This is a genomic window from Streptomyces showdoensis (assembly GCF_039535475.1).
GTDB lineage: Bacteria > Actinomycetota > Actinomycetes > Streptomycetales > Streptomycetaceae > Streptomyces > Streptomyces showdoensis.
The window spans coordinates 3876079-3892367 of sequence record NZ_BAAAXG010000026.1; the positions used below are offsets into that span (position 1 = coordinate 3876079).

16 protein-coding genes are annotated in these 16289 nt (G+C 71.7%); 9 read left to right on the forward strand and 7 right to left on the reverse strand.

The window, feature by feature from the left end; genetic code table 11:
* Window positions 1-12 precede the first annotated feature (12 nt).
* From ABD981_RS30765 to ABD981_RS30780, 4 genes are all read left to right on the forward strand, one after another.
* On the forward strand, window positions 13-726 hold the full coding sequence (locus ABD981_RS30765; protein ID WP_046907950.1) for a VIT1/CCC1 transporter family protein: 714 nt from the start codon (window positions 13-15) through the stop codon (window positions 724-726).
* Between the two features lie 113 nt (window positions 727-839).
* Window positions 840-1715 (forward strand): sterol desaturase family protein, encoded by an 876-nt coding sequence (locus ABD981_RS30770; RefSeq protein WP_046907951.1) that lies wholly within the window; start codon window positions 840-842, stop codon window positions 1713-1715.
* Entirely contained in the window at window positions 1712-2362 is a 651-nt protein-coding gene (locus ABD981_RS30775) for a lysoplasmalogenase (protein ID WP_046907952.1), read from the forward strand. Before ABD981_RS30770 ends, ABD981_RS30775 begins: the two co-directional genes overlap by 4 nt.
* Window positions 2363-2414: 52 nt before the next feature.
* Window positions 2415-3458: a zinc-dependent alcohol dehydrogenase family protein gene (locus ABD981_RS30780; protein ID WP_046907953.1), complete on the forward strand. Its 1044-nt coding sequence runs from the start codon at window positions 2415-2417 to the stop codon at window positions 3456-3458.
* A gap of 54 nt (window positions 3459-3512) precedes the next feature.
* On the opposite strand, the gene ABD981_RS30785 is transcribed toward ABD981_RS30780, so the two are convergent.
* Window positions 3513-4814 carry a CoA transferase gene (locus ABD981_RS30785; RefSeq protein ID WP_046907954.1) on the reverse strand — a complete coding sequence of 434 codons (1302 nt, stop codon included), beginning with the start codon at window positions 4812-4814 and terminating at the stop codon, window positions 3513-3515.
* 85 nt (window positions 4815-4899) lie between these two features.
* The gene (locus tag ABD981_RS30790) at window positions 4900-6435 is read right to left on the reverse strand and encodes a S8 family peptidase (protein ID WP_046907955.1); all 1536 of its coding nucleotides are present in this window, start codon (window positions 6433-6435) and stop codon (window positions 4900-4902) included.
* Window positions 6436-6707: 272 nt separating this feature from the next.
* Between ABD981_RS30790 and ABD981_RS30795 the strand changes: the two genes are divergently transcribed.
* The 3 genes from ABD981_RS30795 to moaA all read left to right on the forward strand — a co-directional run bounded on the left by ABD981_RS30795 (window position 6708) and on the right by moaA (window position 9894).
* Window positions 6708-7082: a DUF485 domain-containing protein gene (locus tag ABD981_RS30795; protein WP_046907956.1), complete on the forward strand. Its 375-nt coding sequence runs from the start codon at window positions 6708-6710 to the stop codon at window positions 7080-7082.
* Window positions 7079-8716, forward strand: coding sequence for a solute symporter family protein (locus tag ABD981_RS30800; protein WP_046907957.1), 1638 nt, complete (start codon window positions 7079-7081; stop codon window positions 8714-8716). Before ABD981_RS30795 ends, ABD981_RS30800 begins: the two co-directional genes overlap by 4 nt.
* A 188-nt stretch (window positions 8717-8904) precedes the next feature.
* On the forward strand, window positions 8905-9894 hold the full coding sequence (gene moaA, locus ABD981_RS30805) for a GTP 3',8-cyclase MoaA (protein WP_046907958.1): 990 nt from the start codon (window positions 8905-8907) through the stop codon (window positions 9892-9894).
* Here moaA and ABD981_RS30810 read toward each other — a convergent pair.
* Together ABD981_RS30810 and ABD981_RS30815 are read right to left on the reverse strand one after the other, a co-directional pair.
* Window positions 9877-10101 carry a hypothetical protein gene (locus ABD981_RS30810; protein WP_046907959.1) on the reverse strand — a complete coding sequence of 75 codons (225 nt, stop codon included), beginning with the start codon at window positions 10099-10101 and terminating at the stop codon, window positions 9877-9879. The genes moaA and ABD981_RS30810 overlap by 18 nt on opposite strands.
* A gap of 184 nt (window positions 10102-10285) precedes the next feature.
* A complete protein-coding gene (locus tag ABD981_RS30815; RefSeq protein WP_046907988.1) occupies window positions 10286-10621 on the reverse strand; it encodes a DUF3099 domain-containing protein in 336 nt (111 codons plus the stop codon).
* 168 nt (window positions 10622-10789) lie between these two features.
* On the opposite strand from ABD981_RS30815, the gene ABD981_RS30820 reads away from it, so the two are divergent.
* Entirely contained in the window at window positions 10790-11065 is a 276-nt protein-coding gene (locus tag ABD981_RS30820) for a GlsB/YeaQ/YmgE family stress response membrane protein (RefSeq protein ID WP_046907989.1), read from the forward strand.
* Window positions 11066-11143: 78 nt separating this feature from the next.
* Here ABD981_RS30820 and tyrS read toward each other — a convergent pair whose 3' ends face one another.
* From tyrS to ABD981_RS30835, 3 genes are read right to left on the reverse strand one after another with little or no spacing between them, the layout of a single operon-like run.
* Window positions 11144-12409 carry a tyrosine--tRNA ligase gene (gene tyrS, locus ABD981_RS30825; RefSeq protein ID WP_046907960.1) on the reverse strand — a complete coding sequence of 422 codons (1266 nt, stop codon included), beginning with the start codon at window positions 12407-12409 and terminating at the stop codon, window positions 11144-11146.
* 56 nt (window positions 12410-12465) lie between these two features.
* The gene (locus ABD981_RS30830) at window positions 12466-13857 is read right to left on the reverse strand and encodes a metallopeptidase TldD-related protein (protein WP_046907961.1); all 1392 of its coding nucleotides are present in this window, start codon (window positions 13855-13857) and stop codon (window positions 12466-12468) included.
* The gene (locus ABD981_RS30835; protein ID WP_046907962.1) at window positions 13854-15386 is read right to left on the reverse strand and encodes a TldD/PmbA family protein; all 1533 of its coding nucleotides are present in this window, start codon (window positions 15384-15386) and stop codon (window positions 13854-13856) included. Before ABD981_RS30835 ends, ABD981_RS30830 begins: the two co-directional genes overlap by 4 nt.
* Before the next feature lie 186 nt (window positions 15387-15572).
* On the opposite strand from ABD981_RS30835, the gene fabG reads away from it, so the two are divergent.
* Window positions 15573-16289, forward strand: a complete 717-nt coding sequence (fabG, locus tag ABD981_RS30840; RefSeq protein ID WP_046907963.1) for a 3-oxoacyl-[acyl-carrier-protein] reductase — start codon at window positions 15573-15575, stop codon at window positions 16287-16289.

Sequence of the window (16289 nt, forward strand, 5' to 3'; positions counted from 1 at the left end):
GACCCTCCTGACGTGACCGAAACCCCCGCGCACGACGAGGCCCACGGCGGCGGCCTCGGCTCCCGTCTCAACTGGCTCCGGGCCGCCGTGCTCGGAGCCAACGACGGGGTCGTCTCCACCGCGGGCCTCGTCGTCGGCGTCGCCGGCGCCACCGAGTCCCAGGCGGCCCTGCTCACCGCCGGCCTCTCCGGCCTCCTGGCCGGCTCCATGTCGATGGCCGCGGGGGAGTACGTCTCGGTCTCCACCCAGCGCGACTCCGAGGTGGCCGCCCTCGCCCAGGAACGCCGCGAACTGCGCGAACAGCCCGAGGCCGAACTCGCCGAACTGACCGCGCTCCTCTCCGCCCGCGGCCTCTCCGCGGACGTCGCCCGCGAGGCCGCCGAACAGCTCACCGCCCGCGACGCCCTCCGCGCCCACGCCCGCGTCGAACTGGGCATCGACCCCGACGCCCTCACCAACCCCTGGCACGCCGCCGGCGCCAGCTTCCTCGCCTTCACGGTCGGCGCCCTGCTCCCGCTCCTCGCCATCGTCCTGCCCCCGGCCTCCACCCGCCTCTGGGTCACCGTCCTCTCCGTCCTGGCCGCCCTCACCCTCACCGGCTGGTGGAGCGCCCGCCTCGGCGCCGCCCCACCGGCCCGCGCCATCCTCCGCAACGTGGCCGGCGGGGCGCTCGCGATGGCGGTCACGTACGGGGCGGGGTCGCTGCTGGGGGCGGCGGGGGTGTGACCGGGGGCGGCGCCGCTTGTGAGAAGTCGCCAAAGCTTGCTGACAAGCCGTCTCACTTACTTGTAAGTAACGACGTCTAGCCGCGCCCGCCGCCCGGCCCTACCGTCATCGGCATGCCCCACCTGCCCGATGTCGTGCTCTGGTCCATACCGGCGTTCGTGCTGCTCACCGCCGTGGAGATGGCCGCCCACCGGCTGCGCCCCGACGAGGACGCCGCCGGGTGCGAGGCGAAGGACGCCGCCACCAGCGTCTCCATGGGGCTGGGGAGCCTCGTGTTCGACGCCCTGTGGAAGATCCCCGTCGTCGCGCTCTCCACCGCGCTCTACGAGCTCACCCCGCTGCGCGTGCCGCTCCTGTGGTGGACCTTCCCGCTCCTGCTGCTCGGGCAGGACTTCCTCTACTACTGGCAGCACCGGGGCCACCACGTGGTCCGGATCCTGTGGGCCAGTCACGTCGTGCACCACAGCAGCCGGAGGTTCAACCTCACCACCGCGCTGCGCCAGCCCTGGACCGGGGTGACGTCCTGGGCGTTCTATCTGCCCATGATCGCGCTCGGGGCGCACCCGGCCGTCGTCGCGTTCTGCTCCTCGATCAGCCTCGTCTACCAGTTCTGGATCCACACCGAGCGGGTCGGCAGGCTGCCGCGGCCCTTCGAGTACGTCCTGAACACGCCCTCGCACCACCGCGTCCACCACGCCTCCCAGGGCGGCTACCTGGACCGCAACTTCGGCGGCGTCCTCATCGTCTGGGACCGGATGTTCGGCTCCTTCGCGGCCGAGACGGACCGGCCGGTCTACGGGCTCACCAAGAACATCGCCACCCACAACCCGCTGCGGGTCGCCACCCACGAGTACGCGGCCATCGCCCGCGACCTGCGGGCCGCCCGCGGCTGGCCGGAACGGGCCGGGCGCCTGTTCCGGGGGCCCGGCTGGCAGCCGGGACCGCCCCCGGCGGCGCAGGGCGGCACCGTCCCGGAGCCCGCCGCGTGAGCCGGCTCCGGCGCGTCCTGCTCGTCGCCTTCCTGCTCGCCGCCGCCGTCGACCTCGGCTCCCTGCTCGTCGGGGCCGGGCTCGGCCACCAGATCGCCAAGCCGCTCCTCATGCCGCTGCTCGCGGGGTACGCGGCCACCCGCCGGGCCCCCACGGCGCTGCTCGCCGCGCTCCTCCTCGGCTGGGGCGGGGACGTGTTCCTGCTCTCCGGCGCCGACGGGGCCTTCCTCGTCGGCATGGCCTCCTTCGCCGCCGGGCACGTCTGCTACCTCGTGCTCTTCGGGCGGCGCGGGACCGGCGTCCCCCTCGGGGCGCTCTACGCCCTCGCGCTCCTCGCCACCGTGACCGCACTGTGGCCCGACCTCCCCGCCGACCTGCGCGTTCCCGTCGCCGGCTACTCCCTCCTGCTCACCGCCATGGCCTACCGGTCGAGCTCCCTCGGCCTCCGCGCGGGCCTCGGCGGCGCGCTCTTCCTGCTCTCCGACACCCTGATCGCCACCGGCGTCGCCGACTGGCCCCAGCCGCCCGCCCCCGATTTCTGGGTCATGGCGACCTACATCGCGGCGCAGTGGCTGCTGACCGAGGGAACCCTGCGCGCAACGTACGGTGAGCGTCGTACAAAAGCCGCCGCGCTCGATGTACGGTGAACGTCGTACAACAGTCTGAGCACCGCTCCGAGCACAGCAGGGAACGTCCGTCATGCGCGCCACCACCATCCACGCCCCCTTCGACATGCGCGTGCAGGACGTGCCCGACCCCGTCATTCAGGACGCCACGGACGTCGTCGTCCGCGTGGTCCGCGCCTGCATCTGCGGCAGCGACCTGTGGGCCTACCGCGGCGAGTCCGCCCGGCAGCCCGGCCAGCGCATCGGCCACGAGTTCCTCGGCGTCGTGGAGGCGGCCGGCTCCGAGGTCCGCGGCTTCCGCACCGGCGACCTCGTCGTCGCCCCCTTCGTCTGGTCCGACGGCAGCTGCGACTACTGCGCCGAGGGCCTCCAGACCTCCTGCCCCAACGGCGGCTTCTGGGGCTCGGCCGGCTCCGACGGCGGCCAGGGCGAGGCCGTCCGCGTGCCCTTCGCCGACGGCACCCTCGTCAAGCTGCCGGCCGACGCCGCCTCCGACGACCACCTGCTCACCGCGCTGCTCGCGCTCTCCGACGTCATGGGCACCGGCCACCACGCCGCCCTCGGCGCGGGCGTGACCAAGGGCTCCACCGTCGCCGTCGTCGGCGACGGCGCCGTCGGCCTCTGCGGGGTCCTCGCCGCCAAGCGGCTCGGCGCCGAGCGGATCATCGCGCTCGGCCGCCACACCGCCCGCACCGACATCGCCCGCGCCTTCGGCGCCACCGACGTCGTCGCCGAGCGCGGCGAGGCCGCCGAGGCCGCCGTCCGCGAGCTCACCGGCGGCCAGGGCGCCCACGCCGTCATCGAGGCCGTCGGCACCGAGCAGTCCATGCGCACCGCCGTCGCCGTCACCCGCGACGGCGGCTCCATCGGCTACGTCGGCGTCCCGCACGGCAGCGGCACCGGCCTCGACCTGTCCGTCATGTTCGACCGCAACATCGCCCTGCGCGGCGGCGTCGCCCCGGTCCGCGCGTACATCCCCGAGCTGCTCCCGGACATCCTGGACGGCACCATCGACCCGTCCCCGGTCTTCGACCTGACCGTCGGCCTGGACGGCGTCCCCGACGGCTACCGGGCCATGGACGAGCGCACCGCGCTCAAGGTCCTCGTCAAGCCGTAGCCGTAGCCGTAGCCGTAGCCGTAGCCGTCGTCCCGTCGGGGCGCCCGGGCGAGCTCAGTCCGTCAGCCAGACCGGCTCGTCCCCGCCCTGCACGCCGGCCGGCCGCGACCAGTCCGCAGGACCGCCCTCGTACGCCACCGGCGACAGCGCGTGCCGCAGCCGGCCGAGCGGGCCCTCCGTCTCCGTGAGGTACCGCTCGGGCCGGTAGCGCGGCAGCGTGCCGGTCAGCCAGTGTCCGGTCTGCGCCAGCGCCAGCCGTACGAGGCGGGTGCCGCCCTCGCGGTCCTGCTCGGTCAGCGAGCGCAGCACGGCCGCCGCGAGCAGATAGCCCGTGCCGTGGTCCAGGGCCTGCGCCGGCAGCGTGCCCGGCTCCTCCGGCGAGCCCTCCACGGCCGCGATGCCCGTCGCCACCTGCACCAGGCTGTCGAAGCCGCGCCGCCCGGCCCACGGCCCGTAGTCGCCCCACGCGGAGAGGCGGGCCACCACCAGGCCGGGCCGGTGCAGGTCGAAGCGGTCCAGGGCGCCCGGCCGGTACCCGGTCACCAGCACGTCCGCCGCGTCGAGCAGCTCGTCGAAGGTGCGCCGGTCCGACGGACGGTCCAGGTCCAGCGCGGCGGTGCGCTTCCCGACGTCCGTCTCGGCGTGCTGGTCCGGCAGCTCCGGGTTGCCCGGCGGGTCGATCCGCAGCACGTCCGCCCCGAGCAGCGCGAGCGACCGGGTGGCCACCGGGCCCGCGATGACCCGGGTCAGGTCCAGCACCCGCAGCGGACGGCCCGCACGCGCCCGGGGCGCCGCCTCGTCGAGCCGCTCCCGGGTCAGCAGCGGCCGGGCCGCCACCTCCCGGCCCTGCGGGGTGGCCGCCCACTCCCCGGGCGTGCGCAGCGCGACGGCGAGGCCCCCGGCCCCGTACACGAGCGTCTCGACCTCCACCGCCCTCCGCTCGGCGATCGCCGCCGCCACCGCGTCCACGGAGTCGGCGGCCCCGAGCGCGGCGAGCAGCGCGGCCTTGTGGTGCGGGTAGTTGGCGTGGGTGCGCACCCAGCCGTCCGCGGCGCGCCAGAACCGCGACAGGGGCGCGAAGTTGACCGGCGCCCGCCCGTCCACGCGCAGGTGGCGCTCGCTCACGAAGGCGGTGGCCACCGCCCCGTCGTCCACCCGGGCGGGCCCCGCGAGCCCGCCGTGCTCGACGGCGGCCAGCGAGCAGACCGCGACCGTCGCCCGCGCCAGGTCCATCACCGGCAGCCGGGCCGCCAGCAGCCCGGAGGGGCCGCCGTACGCCACCCGGTCGAGCAGGGCGGGATCGCCGCCCAGGGCCGACCACAACAACTCCGTACCGCTGCGCACCGTGTTGTCCATACCCGCATCATGGCACTCGGTGCCACGCGAAGAGGCCCTGGTGTGGCGCACCACACCAGGGCCTCGGGAAAAACCTTTCGCCTGCTTAGCGGCGGACCGCCGCCAGCGCGTCGACGATGCCCGCGCCGTAGAAGCCGTTCTTGTTCTTGCCGCCCTCGCACACCGCGTCGACCTTGCCGTCGCCCTCGATGTCGTACGGGTTGGTGCACGCGTGCTCGTCGGCCTGGACGTACAGCAGCGCCTTCAGGGCCGCCGGCGAGGCGTACGGGTGGGTCGACTTCAGCAGCGCGAGGACGCCCGCCACGTGCGGCGAGGCCATCGAGGTGCCGGCCTTGTAGTTGTAGCCGCCGTTGACCGTGGTCGACAGGATGCGGCCGTTGACCGCCGGGGCGTCCGGGGTCTGGTACTCGGTGCGGTCGCCGCCGGGCGCCGCCACGTCGATGACGCCGAGACCGTAGTTGGAGTACGAGGACTTCAGGCCCTTGGCGCCGGTCGCGGAGACCGTCACCACGCCCGGCAGCTGGGCCGGGTAGTCGAAGCACTCCTTCGGGTTGATGACCCGGTCGCCGGGGGTGCTGTCGTTCGGGCTGCTGCCGTCCAGGATCGAGTCGGCCGCGAGGTCGAACTTCGAGTTGCCGGCCGCCGCCACGTTGACCGTGCCCTTGCGCTCCGCGTAGCGGGTCGCACGGGTGACCGCCTCGATGAGGGCCTTCTGGTCCTCGTCGTTCTTGCAGGCGAACATCCACGGGTCGGTGTAGTAGCTGTTGTTCGTGATGTCGATGCCGTTCTCGGCCGCCCACACGAAGCCGCAGACCACGGCCTCGGTGTAGAAGAAGCCGTCCGGCGTCGACACCTTGATGCCGGCCAGCTTGACGCCCGGCGCGACACCGGTGACGCCGACGCCGTTCTTGGCGGCGCCGATCGTGCCCGCGACGTGCGTGCCGTGGTCGGACTCGCCCGCGTTGGGGCGCCACGAGCCGGGGGTGGTGTCGGCCTTGCCGCTCACGCAGTTGGCGGACGCCTTGGCGTCGAAGTTCGGCGCCAGGTCCGGGTGGGTGTCGTCCACGCCGGTGTCGATGATGCCGACCGTGACGCGCTTGCTGCCCAGCGTCTTCTGGTGGGCCTTGTCCGCCTTGATGGCCGGCAGGTCCCACTGCAGCGGCTCCAGCGGGTCCTGCTCGTCCGTGGCGGCGGCCGCGGCGGCCTTCACCTCGGCCGGGGTGAGCGCCTGGGCGCCCTCGTCGACGGCGTCGTCCTGGGCGGCCTTCAGCGGCGCCGTACGGGTCGCGCCGGCCGAGACCACGCCACGCACCTGGCGGATCGACTGGGCGAACTCCGGGTTCTTGGAGTGGACGACGATGACGCCTATCTGGTCGTAGGACACGACCACTTCACCACCGGCGCGGGCGATCGCCTTCTTCACCGAGGCGGCCGTCCAGCGGCCCCCCTCGACGTTGACGACGTACGACAGCTGCGGGCCGTCGGTGGAAACGGCGGCCTTGACGTCACTCAGCTCCGCGGCGGAGGCGGCGCCGGAGGGCAGGAAGCCGAGCGAGGCCGTGAGCGCGAGACCAACCGGCAGAGCGAGTACTCGGCCGCGCCTCGATCCCAGATGAGCCATGGGTTCTCCACATCATCCGTCTGTACTGTCCGCGCGCCGATTGCATGCGAACAGGTGCATGACGAGTGAAGCTATCGCCGATCTTCCCCGCGATTCAATGAGTTGAGAAGACTTCATGAAGATCGGGCAAAAGAAATCCACCGCGTGAACCGCTTCGCCACGCCCTCCGTGCCGTTGAGCAGGGGAGGGGCTCCCTCCCGGAAGCCCCCGCTCCGCACCTCAGTGAGGCCCCCTTGTCCAAGCCGCCCGCCCCCGCGTCACGAGGAGATTCCGTGGCTACCGAAGCACCGCCGCCGCCGAGAAACGGCACGGAGACCGACAGCGGTCCCGCCCAGCCCACCACGGAGCGGTTCATCGAGGTCCAGGAGGGCGAGGAGTTCGGCGAACTGCGCCGCACCTACCGGTCCTTCGCCTTCCCGCTGACGATCGCCTTCATCACCTGGTACCTGCTGTACGTCCTGCTCTGCAACTACGCGGGCGACTTCATGGGCACCAAGGTCTTCGGCAACATCAACGTGGCCCTCGTCCTCGGCCTCGGCCAGTTCGCCACCACCTTCCTCATCGCCTGGCTCTACTCGCGGCACGCGGCCCACCGCCTGGACCCGAAGGCCGAAGCCATCAAGGCGCGCATGGAGGCCGACGCATGAGCACCCCCGCCGACACCACCCTGCTGCTCGCCGCCGGCGGCGGCGCGAGCGAGCACCGCCCGCTGATCATCGGGCTCTTCGCGGCCTTCGTGGTGGCCACCCTGATCATCACCGTCTGGGCCGGCCGCCAGACCCGCAGCGCCGCCGACTTCTACGCGGGCGGCCGCCAGTTCACCGGCTTCCAGAACGGCCTCGCGATCTCCGGCGACTACATGTCCGCCGCGTCCTTCCTCGGCATCGCCGGAGCCATCGCCCTCTTCGGCTACGACGGCTTCCTCTACTCCATCGGCTTCCTCGTCGCCTGGCTCGTCGCCCTGCTCCTGGTCGCCGAACCGCTCCGCAACTCCGGCCGCTTCACCATGGGCGACGTCCTCGCCTACCGGATGCGCCAGCGCCCCGTCCGCACCGCGGCCGGCACCTCCACCATCGTCGTCTCGATCTTCTACCTGCTCGCCCAGATGGCCGGCGCCGGCGTCCTCGTCTCGCTGCTGCTCGGCATCACCAGCGACGGCGGCAAGGTCGCCATCGTCGCCCTGGTCGGCGTCCTGATGATCGTGTACGTGACGATCGGCGGCATGAAGGGCACCACCTGGGTGCAGATGGTCAAGGCCGTGCTGCTCATCGCCGGCACGCTCCTGATCACCTTCCTCATCCTGCTGAAGTTCCACTTCAACGTCTCCGAGCTGCTCGGCGCCGCCGCCTCCAACAGCGGCAAGGGCGAGGCCTTCCTCAAGCCCGGCCTCAAGTACGGCGCCACCGGCGTCTCGAAGCTGGACTTCCTCTCGCTCGGCATCGCGCTCGTGCTCGGCACGGCCGGCCTGCCGCACATCCTCATCCGCTTCTACACGGTGCCCACCGCCAAGGCCGCCCGTAAGTCGGTCAACTGGGCCATCGGCATCATCGGCGCCTTCTACCTGATGACGATCGTCCTCGGCTTCGGCGCCGCCGCCCTGCTCAAGAACGGCGACATCATCGCCTCCAACAAGGCCGGCAACACCGCGGCCCCGCTCGCCGCCCTGGAGATCGGCGGAGGCGCCGGCTCGACCGGCGGCGCGATCCTGCTCGCCGTCATCTCCGCCGTCGCCTTCGCGACCATCCTCGCCGTCGTCGCCGGCCTCACCCTCGCCTCGTCCTCGTCGTTCGCGCACGACATCTACGCCAACGTCATCCGCCGCGGCCAGGCCACCGAGAAGGAGGAGGTGCGGGCCGCCCGCTGGGCCACCGTCCTCATCGGCATCGTCTCGATCGCCCTCGGCGCCCTCGCCCGCGACCTCAACGTCGCCGGCCTGGTCGCCCTCGCCTTCGCCGTCGCCGCCTCCGCCAACCTGCCGACGATCCTCTACAGCCTCTTCTGGAAGCGCTTCACCACCACCGGAGCGCTCTGGTCGATCTACGGCGGCCTGGTCTCCGCGGTCGTCCTGGTGCTGTTCTCGCCGGTCGTCTCCGGCAAGCCCACCTCGATGTTCAAGACCGTGGACTTCTACTGGTTCCCGCTGGAGAACCCCGGCCTCGTCTCCATCCCGCTCGGCTTCCTGCTCGGCTGGCTCGGCTCGGTCCTCTCCAAGGAGGAGCCGGACAAGGGCAAGTACGCGGAGCTGGAGGTCAAGTCCCTCACCGGCGTCGGAGCGCACTGATCCGTATACGTTCCGCGACCGCCCGCCGGCCGCGTCGTAGAGTTCTACGACGCGGCCGGTCCGGTCCTCGTGACAATCGGGCCGTGCCCCGTGTCCGACCGGTCACGTAGGCTCGAACGAGAAGCGACCGGAAGATCCGGCGGAACGGTCCGGCCCAACGGACCGGCAGAAGAAGGGGAGGGGGCCCAGTGCTCATCGACACCTACGGGCGGGTCGCCACCGACCTGCGCGTCTCCCTGACCGACCGGTGCAACCTGCGGTGCACGTACTGCATGCCGGAAGAGGGTCTGCAGTGGCTGGCCAAGCCCGATCTGCTCACCGACGACGAGATCGTCCGGCTGATCCGGATCGCCGTCACCGAGCTGGGCGTCACCGAGGTCCGCTTCACCGGCGGCGAGCCGCTGCTCCGCCCCGGCCTGGTCGGGATCGTCGAGCGCTGCGCCGCCCTGGAGCCCCGGCCCCGGATGTCGCTCACCACCAACGGCATCGGCCTCAAGCGCACCGCCGCCGCCCTGAAGGCGGCCGGCCTCGACCGGGTCAACGTCTCGCTCGACACCCTGCGCCCCGAGGTCTTCAAGACCCTCACCCGCCGCGACCGGCACCACGACGTCCTCGACGGCATGGCCGCCGCCCGCGAGGCCGGACTCACCCCGGTCAAGGTCAACGCCGTCCTGATGCCCGGACTCAACGACGACGAGGCCCCCGACCTGCTGGCCTGGGCGATCGCCGAGGGCTACGAGCTCCGCTTCATCGAGCAGATGCCCCTCGACGCCCAGCACGGCTGGAAGCGCGACGGCATGATCACCGCCGGGGACATCCTGGAGTCGCTGCGCACCCGCTTCGAGCTGACCGCCGAGGGCGAGGGCGAGCGCGGTTCGGCCCCCGCCGAGCGCTGGGTCGTCGACGGCGGCCCGCACACGGTCGGCGTCATCGCCTCCGTCACCCGCCCGTTCTGCCGGGCCTGCGACCGCACCCGGCTCACCGCCGACGGCCAGGTGCGGACCTGTCTGTTCGCCACCGAGGAGACCGACCTGCGGGCCGCGCTGCGCTCGGACGCGCCGGACGCGGTGATAGCGGAGATCTGGCGGAAGGCGATGTGGGGCAAGAAGGCCGGCTCGGGCCTGGACGACCCGAGCTTCCTCCAGCCGGACCGCCCGATGTCAGCGATCGGCGGCTGACTCCCCGTCCCAGTCGGCGAACGGGACGACGTCCTTCAGGAAGCCCCGTACGCCCAGGAACTGGGAGAGGTGCTCGCGGTGCTCCTCGCACGCGAGCCAGGTCTTGCGCCGCTCCGGCGTGTGCAGCTTGGGGTTGTTCCAGGCGAGGACCCAGACGGCATCGGCCCGGCAGCCCTTGGCGGAACAGATCGGCTTCTCTTCACTCACTGGACCGTTGATCACGGGAACATTCTCCAGCAAGGGCGATGCCGAGCAGCCACGGGGGGAGCTGCCCGGCATCGGTCCGTCGCTCCGACGGGGGATGCGGAGCGCGTAGGCAGTATGTCACGGCCTATGGGGTGCGGTGCACCGGAACTTCATGATTGATCTGAGCATTTCTTGAGCTTCGCGCTCACGCTGCGTGATCGTTCTCGTCGCCCCGGCGTTCCGCATCGGCCTCCAGCGCGGGCCGCACCGGAGGGGGGATGAAGGTGGAGGGAAGGGACGGAGGGGTCTCGCGTCCGGCGTTGGCGATCACCACGGCGATGTAGGGGAGCAGGGCGCCGACCACGAGCGCCACGATGGCCACGTACCGCTCCACGTTCCACAGCGAGGCGGCGGCGATCACCGACAGCGTGCGGATCGACATGGAGATGACGTACCGCCGCTGCCGGCCCCGGACGTCCTCCGCAAGGCCCTGCCGGGCGCCGGTGATCCGGAAGACCTCGGTTCCGCCATGCTTCCGCATCACACCCACCACCCACGAGACGTGCCGGACTCTCCCCGGTCCGTTCCTGCTTCCACGGTACGCCCGTCGTGCCGGGCGGAGGAGACCGGGGCACGTATGGAGCCGTCCGACATGCGCCGTATGGCCCAGGGCCCGAGACTGGGCACACATGCGCACGAGGAGGCGACGATGGGTTGGTTGTGGGCGATCATTGTGGGCTTCGTCCTGGGTCTGATCGCGAAGGCGATCCTTCCGGGCAAGCAGCAGATCCCGCTGTGGCTGACGACCGTGTTCGGCATTGTCGGAAGCGTGCTGGGCAACGCGGTCGCGACCTGGATCGGGGTCAACGACACCAAGGGCATCGACTGGACCCGTCATCTGCTCCAGCTCATCGGCGCGGTCGCGGTGGTGGGCGTGGGGGACATGCTGTGGGCCTCGATGAAGGGCAACAAGCAGCGGACGTGACCCGCGCGGCACGGACGACCGAGGGCCCGGTACGGCGCACCGCGCGCGTACCGGGCCCTCCGCCCGTACGGGGCCGGACTAGCCGACGAACTCGATCGCGGCCAGGTTCTTCTTGCCCCGGCGCAGCACCAGCCAGCGGCCGTGCAGCAGCTCGTCCGCCGACACCTCGGCGTCCTCGGCGGTCACCTTGACGTTGTTCACGTAGGCGCCGCCCTCCTTCACCGTGCGACGGGCGCCCGACTTGCTCGGCGCGAGGCCGACCTCGGTGAAGAGGTCCACCACCTGGCCGAGCTCCGACACCTGCGCGTGCGGCAGCTCGGAGAGGGCAGCGGCGAGGGTCGCCGGGTCCAGCCCGGACAGCTCGCCCTGGCCGAACAGCGCCTTGGAGGCGTCGATGACGGCCTGGCACTGGTCGGCGCCGTGCACGAGGGCGGTGAGCTCCTCGGCCAGCGCGCGCTGGGCGGTACGGGCCTGCGGCCGCTCCGCCGTCAGCTTCTCCAGCTCCTCCAGCTCCTCGCGGGACTTGAAGGACAGGATCCGCAGGTAGGTGGAGATGTCGCGGTCGTCCACGTTCAGCCAGAACTGGTAGAACGCGTACGGCGTGGTCATCTCCGGGTCCAGCCAGACGGCGCCGCTCTCGGTCTTGCCGAACTTGGTGCCGTCGGCCTTGACCATCAGTGGGGTCGCCAGCGCGTGGACCTTGGCCTCCGGCTCCAGCCGGTGGATCAGGTCGAGGCCCGCCACCAGGTTGCCCCACTGGTCGGAGCCGCCCTGCTGCAGCGTGCAGCCGTGACGCCGGTACAGCTCCAGGAAGTCCATGCCCTGGAGCAGCTGGTAGCTGAACTCGGTGTAGCTGATGCCCTGCTCGGACTCCAGGCGCCGGGCGACGGAGTCCTTGGTCAGCATCTTGTTGACCCGGAAGTGCTTGCCGATGTCCCGCAGGAACTCGATCGCCGACAGGCCGGCGGTCCAGTCCAGGTTGTTCACCATGACCGCGGCGTTCTCGCCCTCGAAGGAGAGGAACGGCTCGATCTGCGTGCGCAGCCGGTTCACCCAGTTGGCGACCGTCTCGGGGTCGTTCAGGGTGCGCTCGGCGGTCGGCCGCGGGTCGCCGATCTGGCCGGTGGCCCCGCCGACCAGCGCCAGCGGCCGGTGCCCGGCCTGCTGGAGCCGGCGGACGGTGAGCACCTGGACCAGGTGGCCGACGTGGAGACTGGGCGCGGTCGGGTCGAAACCGCAATAGAACGTGACGGGACCGTCCGCGAGGGCCTTGCGCAGGGCCTCTTCGTCGGTGGACTGGGCGAAGAGCCCACGCCACTTCAGCTCGTCGACGATGTCGGTCACGTCGTCCGTCTCCTCGTGATCCTGGATGGAATGGCTTCCCGGCCAGTCTAGGCGGGTCAGACGCCCTTGCTGACCGAGCTCATGTTGAAGTCGGGCACCCGCAGGGCGGGCATCGCGGCCCGGGTGAACCAGTCGCTCCACTCGCGCGGCAGCGTCTTCTCCGTCCGGCCCGCCTCGGTGGCCCGCGACAGCAGGTCCACCGGCGACTCGTTGAACCGGAAGTTGTTCACCTCGCCGACCACCTCGCCGTTCTCGACGAGGTAGACGCCGTCCCGGGTCAGGCCGGTGAGCAGCAGCGTCGCCGGATCGACCTCGCGGATGTACCAGAGGCAGGTCAGCAGCAGGCCGCGCTCGGTGGCCGCGACCATCTCCTCCAGGGAGCGCTCGCCGCCGCCGTCCAGGATCAGGTTCCCGGCTCCCGGCGCCACGGGCAACCGAGTAAGCCCCGCGGTGTGCCGGGTGGTGATCAGATGGGCCAGCTTCCCGTCCCGTACCCAGTCCACCGGGGAGATCGGCAGACCGTTGTCGAAGACGGAGGAGTCGTCGCCGGAGGAGTGGGCGATCACGAACGGGGCCGACTCCAGGCCCGGCTCGTTCGGGTCGCTGCGCAGGGTCAGCGGCAGCGGCGAGAGGGTCTCGCCGAGCCGGGTGCCGCCGCCGGGCTTGGAGAAGACCGTCCGGCCCTCCACCGCGTCCCGGGCCGTGGAGGACCACAGCTGGTAGATCAGGAGGTCGGCCACGGCGGTCGGCGGCAGCAGCGTCTCGTACCGGCCGGCGGGCAGCTCGATCCGGCGCTCCGCCCAGCCGAGCCGGACGGCGAGCTCGGCGTCGAGCGCGGCCGGGTCGACGTCCTTGAAGTCGCGGGTCGAGCGGCCGGCCCACGCGGAGCGCGAGCGGTCGGGCGACTTGGCGTTGAGCTCCAGGGTGCCCTTCGGCTGGTCGTGCCGCAGCCGCAGCCCGGTGGACGTGCCGAGGTAGCTGGAGGTGAACTCGTGGTTGGCGAATCCGTACAGTTCCCGGCCGCCGGCCCGGGCCCGGGCGAAGGCCTCGCCGAGCGCGGGCGCGAAGGCGTCGAAGACCGCGGAGCTCGTCTCGGCCGGCGCGTCCGTGAAGTCCGGCGAGGAGGGCACCCCCGTCACCAGCGGCTGCGCGTCCTCGGCGGGACCGGCGGCCCGCGCGGCCGCCTCCGCCTCGCGGACCAGCGGCTCCAGGTCGGCGGCGGTCACGGCCGAGCGCGAGACGACGCCCGAGGCGGTGCCCTGGGCGCCGTCCACGGTGGCGATCACGGTGAGGGTGCGGCCGCGGGTGACGCCGTTGGTGGTGAGCGCGTTCCCGGCCCAGCGCAGATTGGCCGAGGACTCCTCGTCGGCGATGACGACGCAGCCGTCCGCCCGGGACAGCTCCAGGGCCTTCTCGACGATCTCGTACGGCTTGCTGACGCGGCTCATCGACCGGCCTCCTGCGTCGTGTTCAGAATGTTGACGCCCCGGAAGAGGGCGGACGGGCAGCCGTGCGACACGGCGGCGACCTGGCCCGGCTGGGCCTTGCCGCAGTTGAACGCGCCGCCGAGCACGTACGTCTGCGGGCCGCCGACCTGCTCCATGGAGCCCCAGAAGTCGGTGGTCGTCGCCTGGTACGCGACGTCCCGCAGCTGCCCGGCGAGCCGCCCGTTCTCGATCCGGAAGAAGCGCTGGCCGGTGAACTGGAAGTTGTAGCGCTGCATGTCGATCGACCAGGAACGGTCGCCGACCACGTAGATGCCCCGCTCCACGCCCCCGATCAGGTCCTCGGTGGAGAGCCCGCCGGGATCCGGCTGGAGCGACACGTTCGCCATCCGCTGCACCGGCACGTGGCCGGGGGAGTCGGCGAAGGCGCAGCCGTTGGAGCGCCCGAGGCCGGTCAGCCTCGCGATCCGCCTGTCGAGCTGGTAGCCGACGAGCGTGCCGTCCTTCACCAGGTCCCAGCTCTGGCCCTCGACGCCCTCGTCGTCGTAGCCGATGGTGGCGAGCCCGTGCTCGGCGGTCCGGTCGCCGGTCACGTTCATGACCGAGGAGCCGTACGCCAGCTTGCCCAGCTGGTCGAAGGTGGCGAAGGAGGTGCCCGCGTACGCCGCCTCGTAGCCGAGGGCGCGGTCCAGCTCGGTGGCGTGGCCGATGGACTCGTGGATGGTGAGCCACAGGTTCGACGGGTCGACCACCAGGTCGTAGCGGCCGGCCTCGACGCTCGGCGCCCGCATCTTCTCGGCGAGCAGCCCGGGGATCTCGTCGAGCTCCTTGTCCCAGTCCCAGCCGGTGCCGGTCAGGTACTCCCAGCCCCGCCCGACCGGCGGCGCGATGGTCCGCATCGAGTCGAACTCGCCGGTGGTCTCGTCCACCGCGACCGCGGTGAGCTGCGGGTGCAGCCGGACCCGCTGCTGGGTGGTGACGGTGCCCGCGGTGTCCGCGTAGAACTTGTTCTCGTGGACGGTGAGCAGCGAGGCGTCCACGTGCGCCACGCCGTCGGCGCGCAGCAGCCGCGCGCTCCAGTCGGCGAGCAGCCCGCTCTTCTCCTCGCCGGAGATGGTGAAGGGGTCGATCTCGTACGAGGAGATCCACACCTTGTCCGCGTGCACCGGCTCGTCGGCCAGCTCCACGCGCTCGTCCGACCCGGCCGCCGCGATCACCTTCGCGGACAGCTTGGCCATGGCCACCGCCTGCGAGGCGACCTTCGCGGCCCCGTCCATGGTCAGGTCGACACCGGAGGCGAAGCCCCAGGCCCCGCCGTGCACCACGCGCACCGCGTAGCCGAGGTCGGTGGTGTCCGAGGAGCCGGACGGCTTGGCGTCCCGCAGCCGCCACGAGGCGCTGCGCACCCGTTCCAGGCGGAAGTCCGCGTGGTCGGCGCCGAGCGCGCGGGCGCGGGCGAGCGCCGCGTCGGCGAGCGCCCGCAGCGGCAGCGCCGTGAAGGCTTCGTCGAGGGAATGGAGGCCAGATGGCACAGCTGTCTCCTGTCGTGTGAGACCGGTCGTCCCCGATCATGTCGCGCTTTACGCCGGGATGCCCAGACCATTCTGTAGGGATCCGACAGTGACATCCGTACGCCACTGTCAGGGCCCGATTCTCCGTATCGAGGAACGGACCGATAGGTTTTCGGCATACCAGACCGCTATCGAAAGGGTGATCCGTTGAGCCGCTCGGTTCTCGTCACCGGAGGAAACCGGGGCATCGGCCTCGCCATCGCCCACGCGTTCGCCGAGGCCGGCGACAAGGTCGCCATCACGTACCGCTCCGGCGACCCCGCGGAGCTGGAGAAGGCCGGCTTCCTGGCCGTCCGGTGCGACATCACCGACGCCGAGCAGGTGGACCAGGCGTACAAGGAGATCGAGGAGAAGCACGGTCCGGTCGAGGTCCTCGTGGCCAACGCCGGCGTGACGAAGGACCAGCTCCTCATGCGCATGTCCGAGGAGGACTTCACGTCCGTCCTCGACACCAACCTCACCGGCACCTTCCGGGTCGTGAAGCGCGCCAACCGCGGCATGCTGCGCGCCAAGAAGGGCCGCGTCGTGCTGATCTCCTCGGTCGTCGGTCTGCTGGGCTCCGCGGGTCAGGCGAACTACGCCGCCTCGAAGGCCGGCCTGGTCGGTTTCGCGCGTTCGCTCGCCCGGGAGCTGGGCTCGCGCAACATCACGTTCAACGTCGTCGCGCCCGGTTTCGTCGACACCGACATGACCGCCGTCCTCACCGACGAGCAGCGTGCCGGCATCGTCTCCCAGGTACCGCTGGGCCGTTACGCGCAGCCGGGGGAGATCGCCGCGGCGGTGAAGTTCCTCGCCTCGGACGACGCCTCGTACATCACTGGAGCCGTCATCCCGGTTGACGGCGGATTGGGCATGGGTCACTGA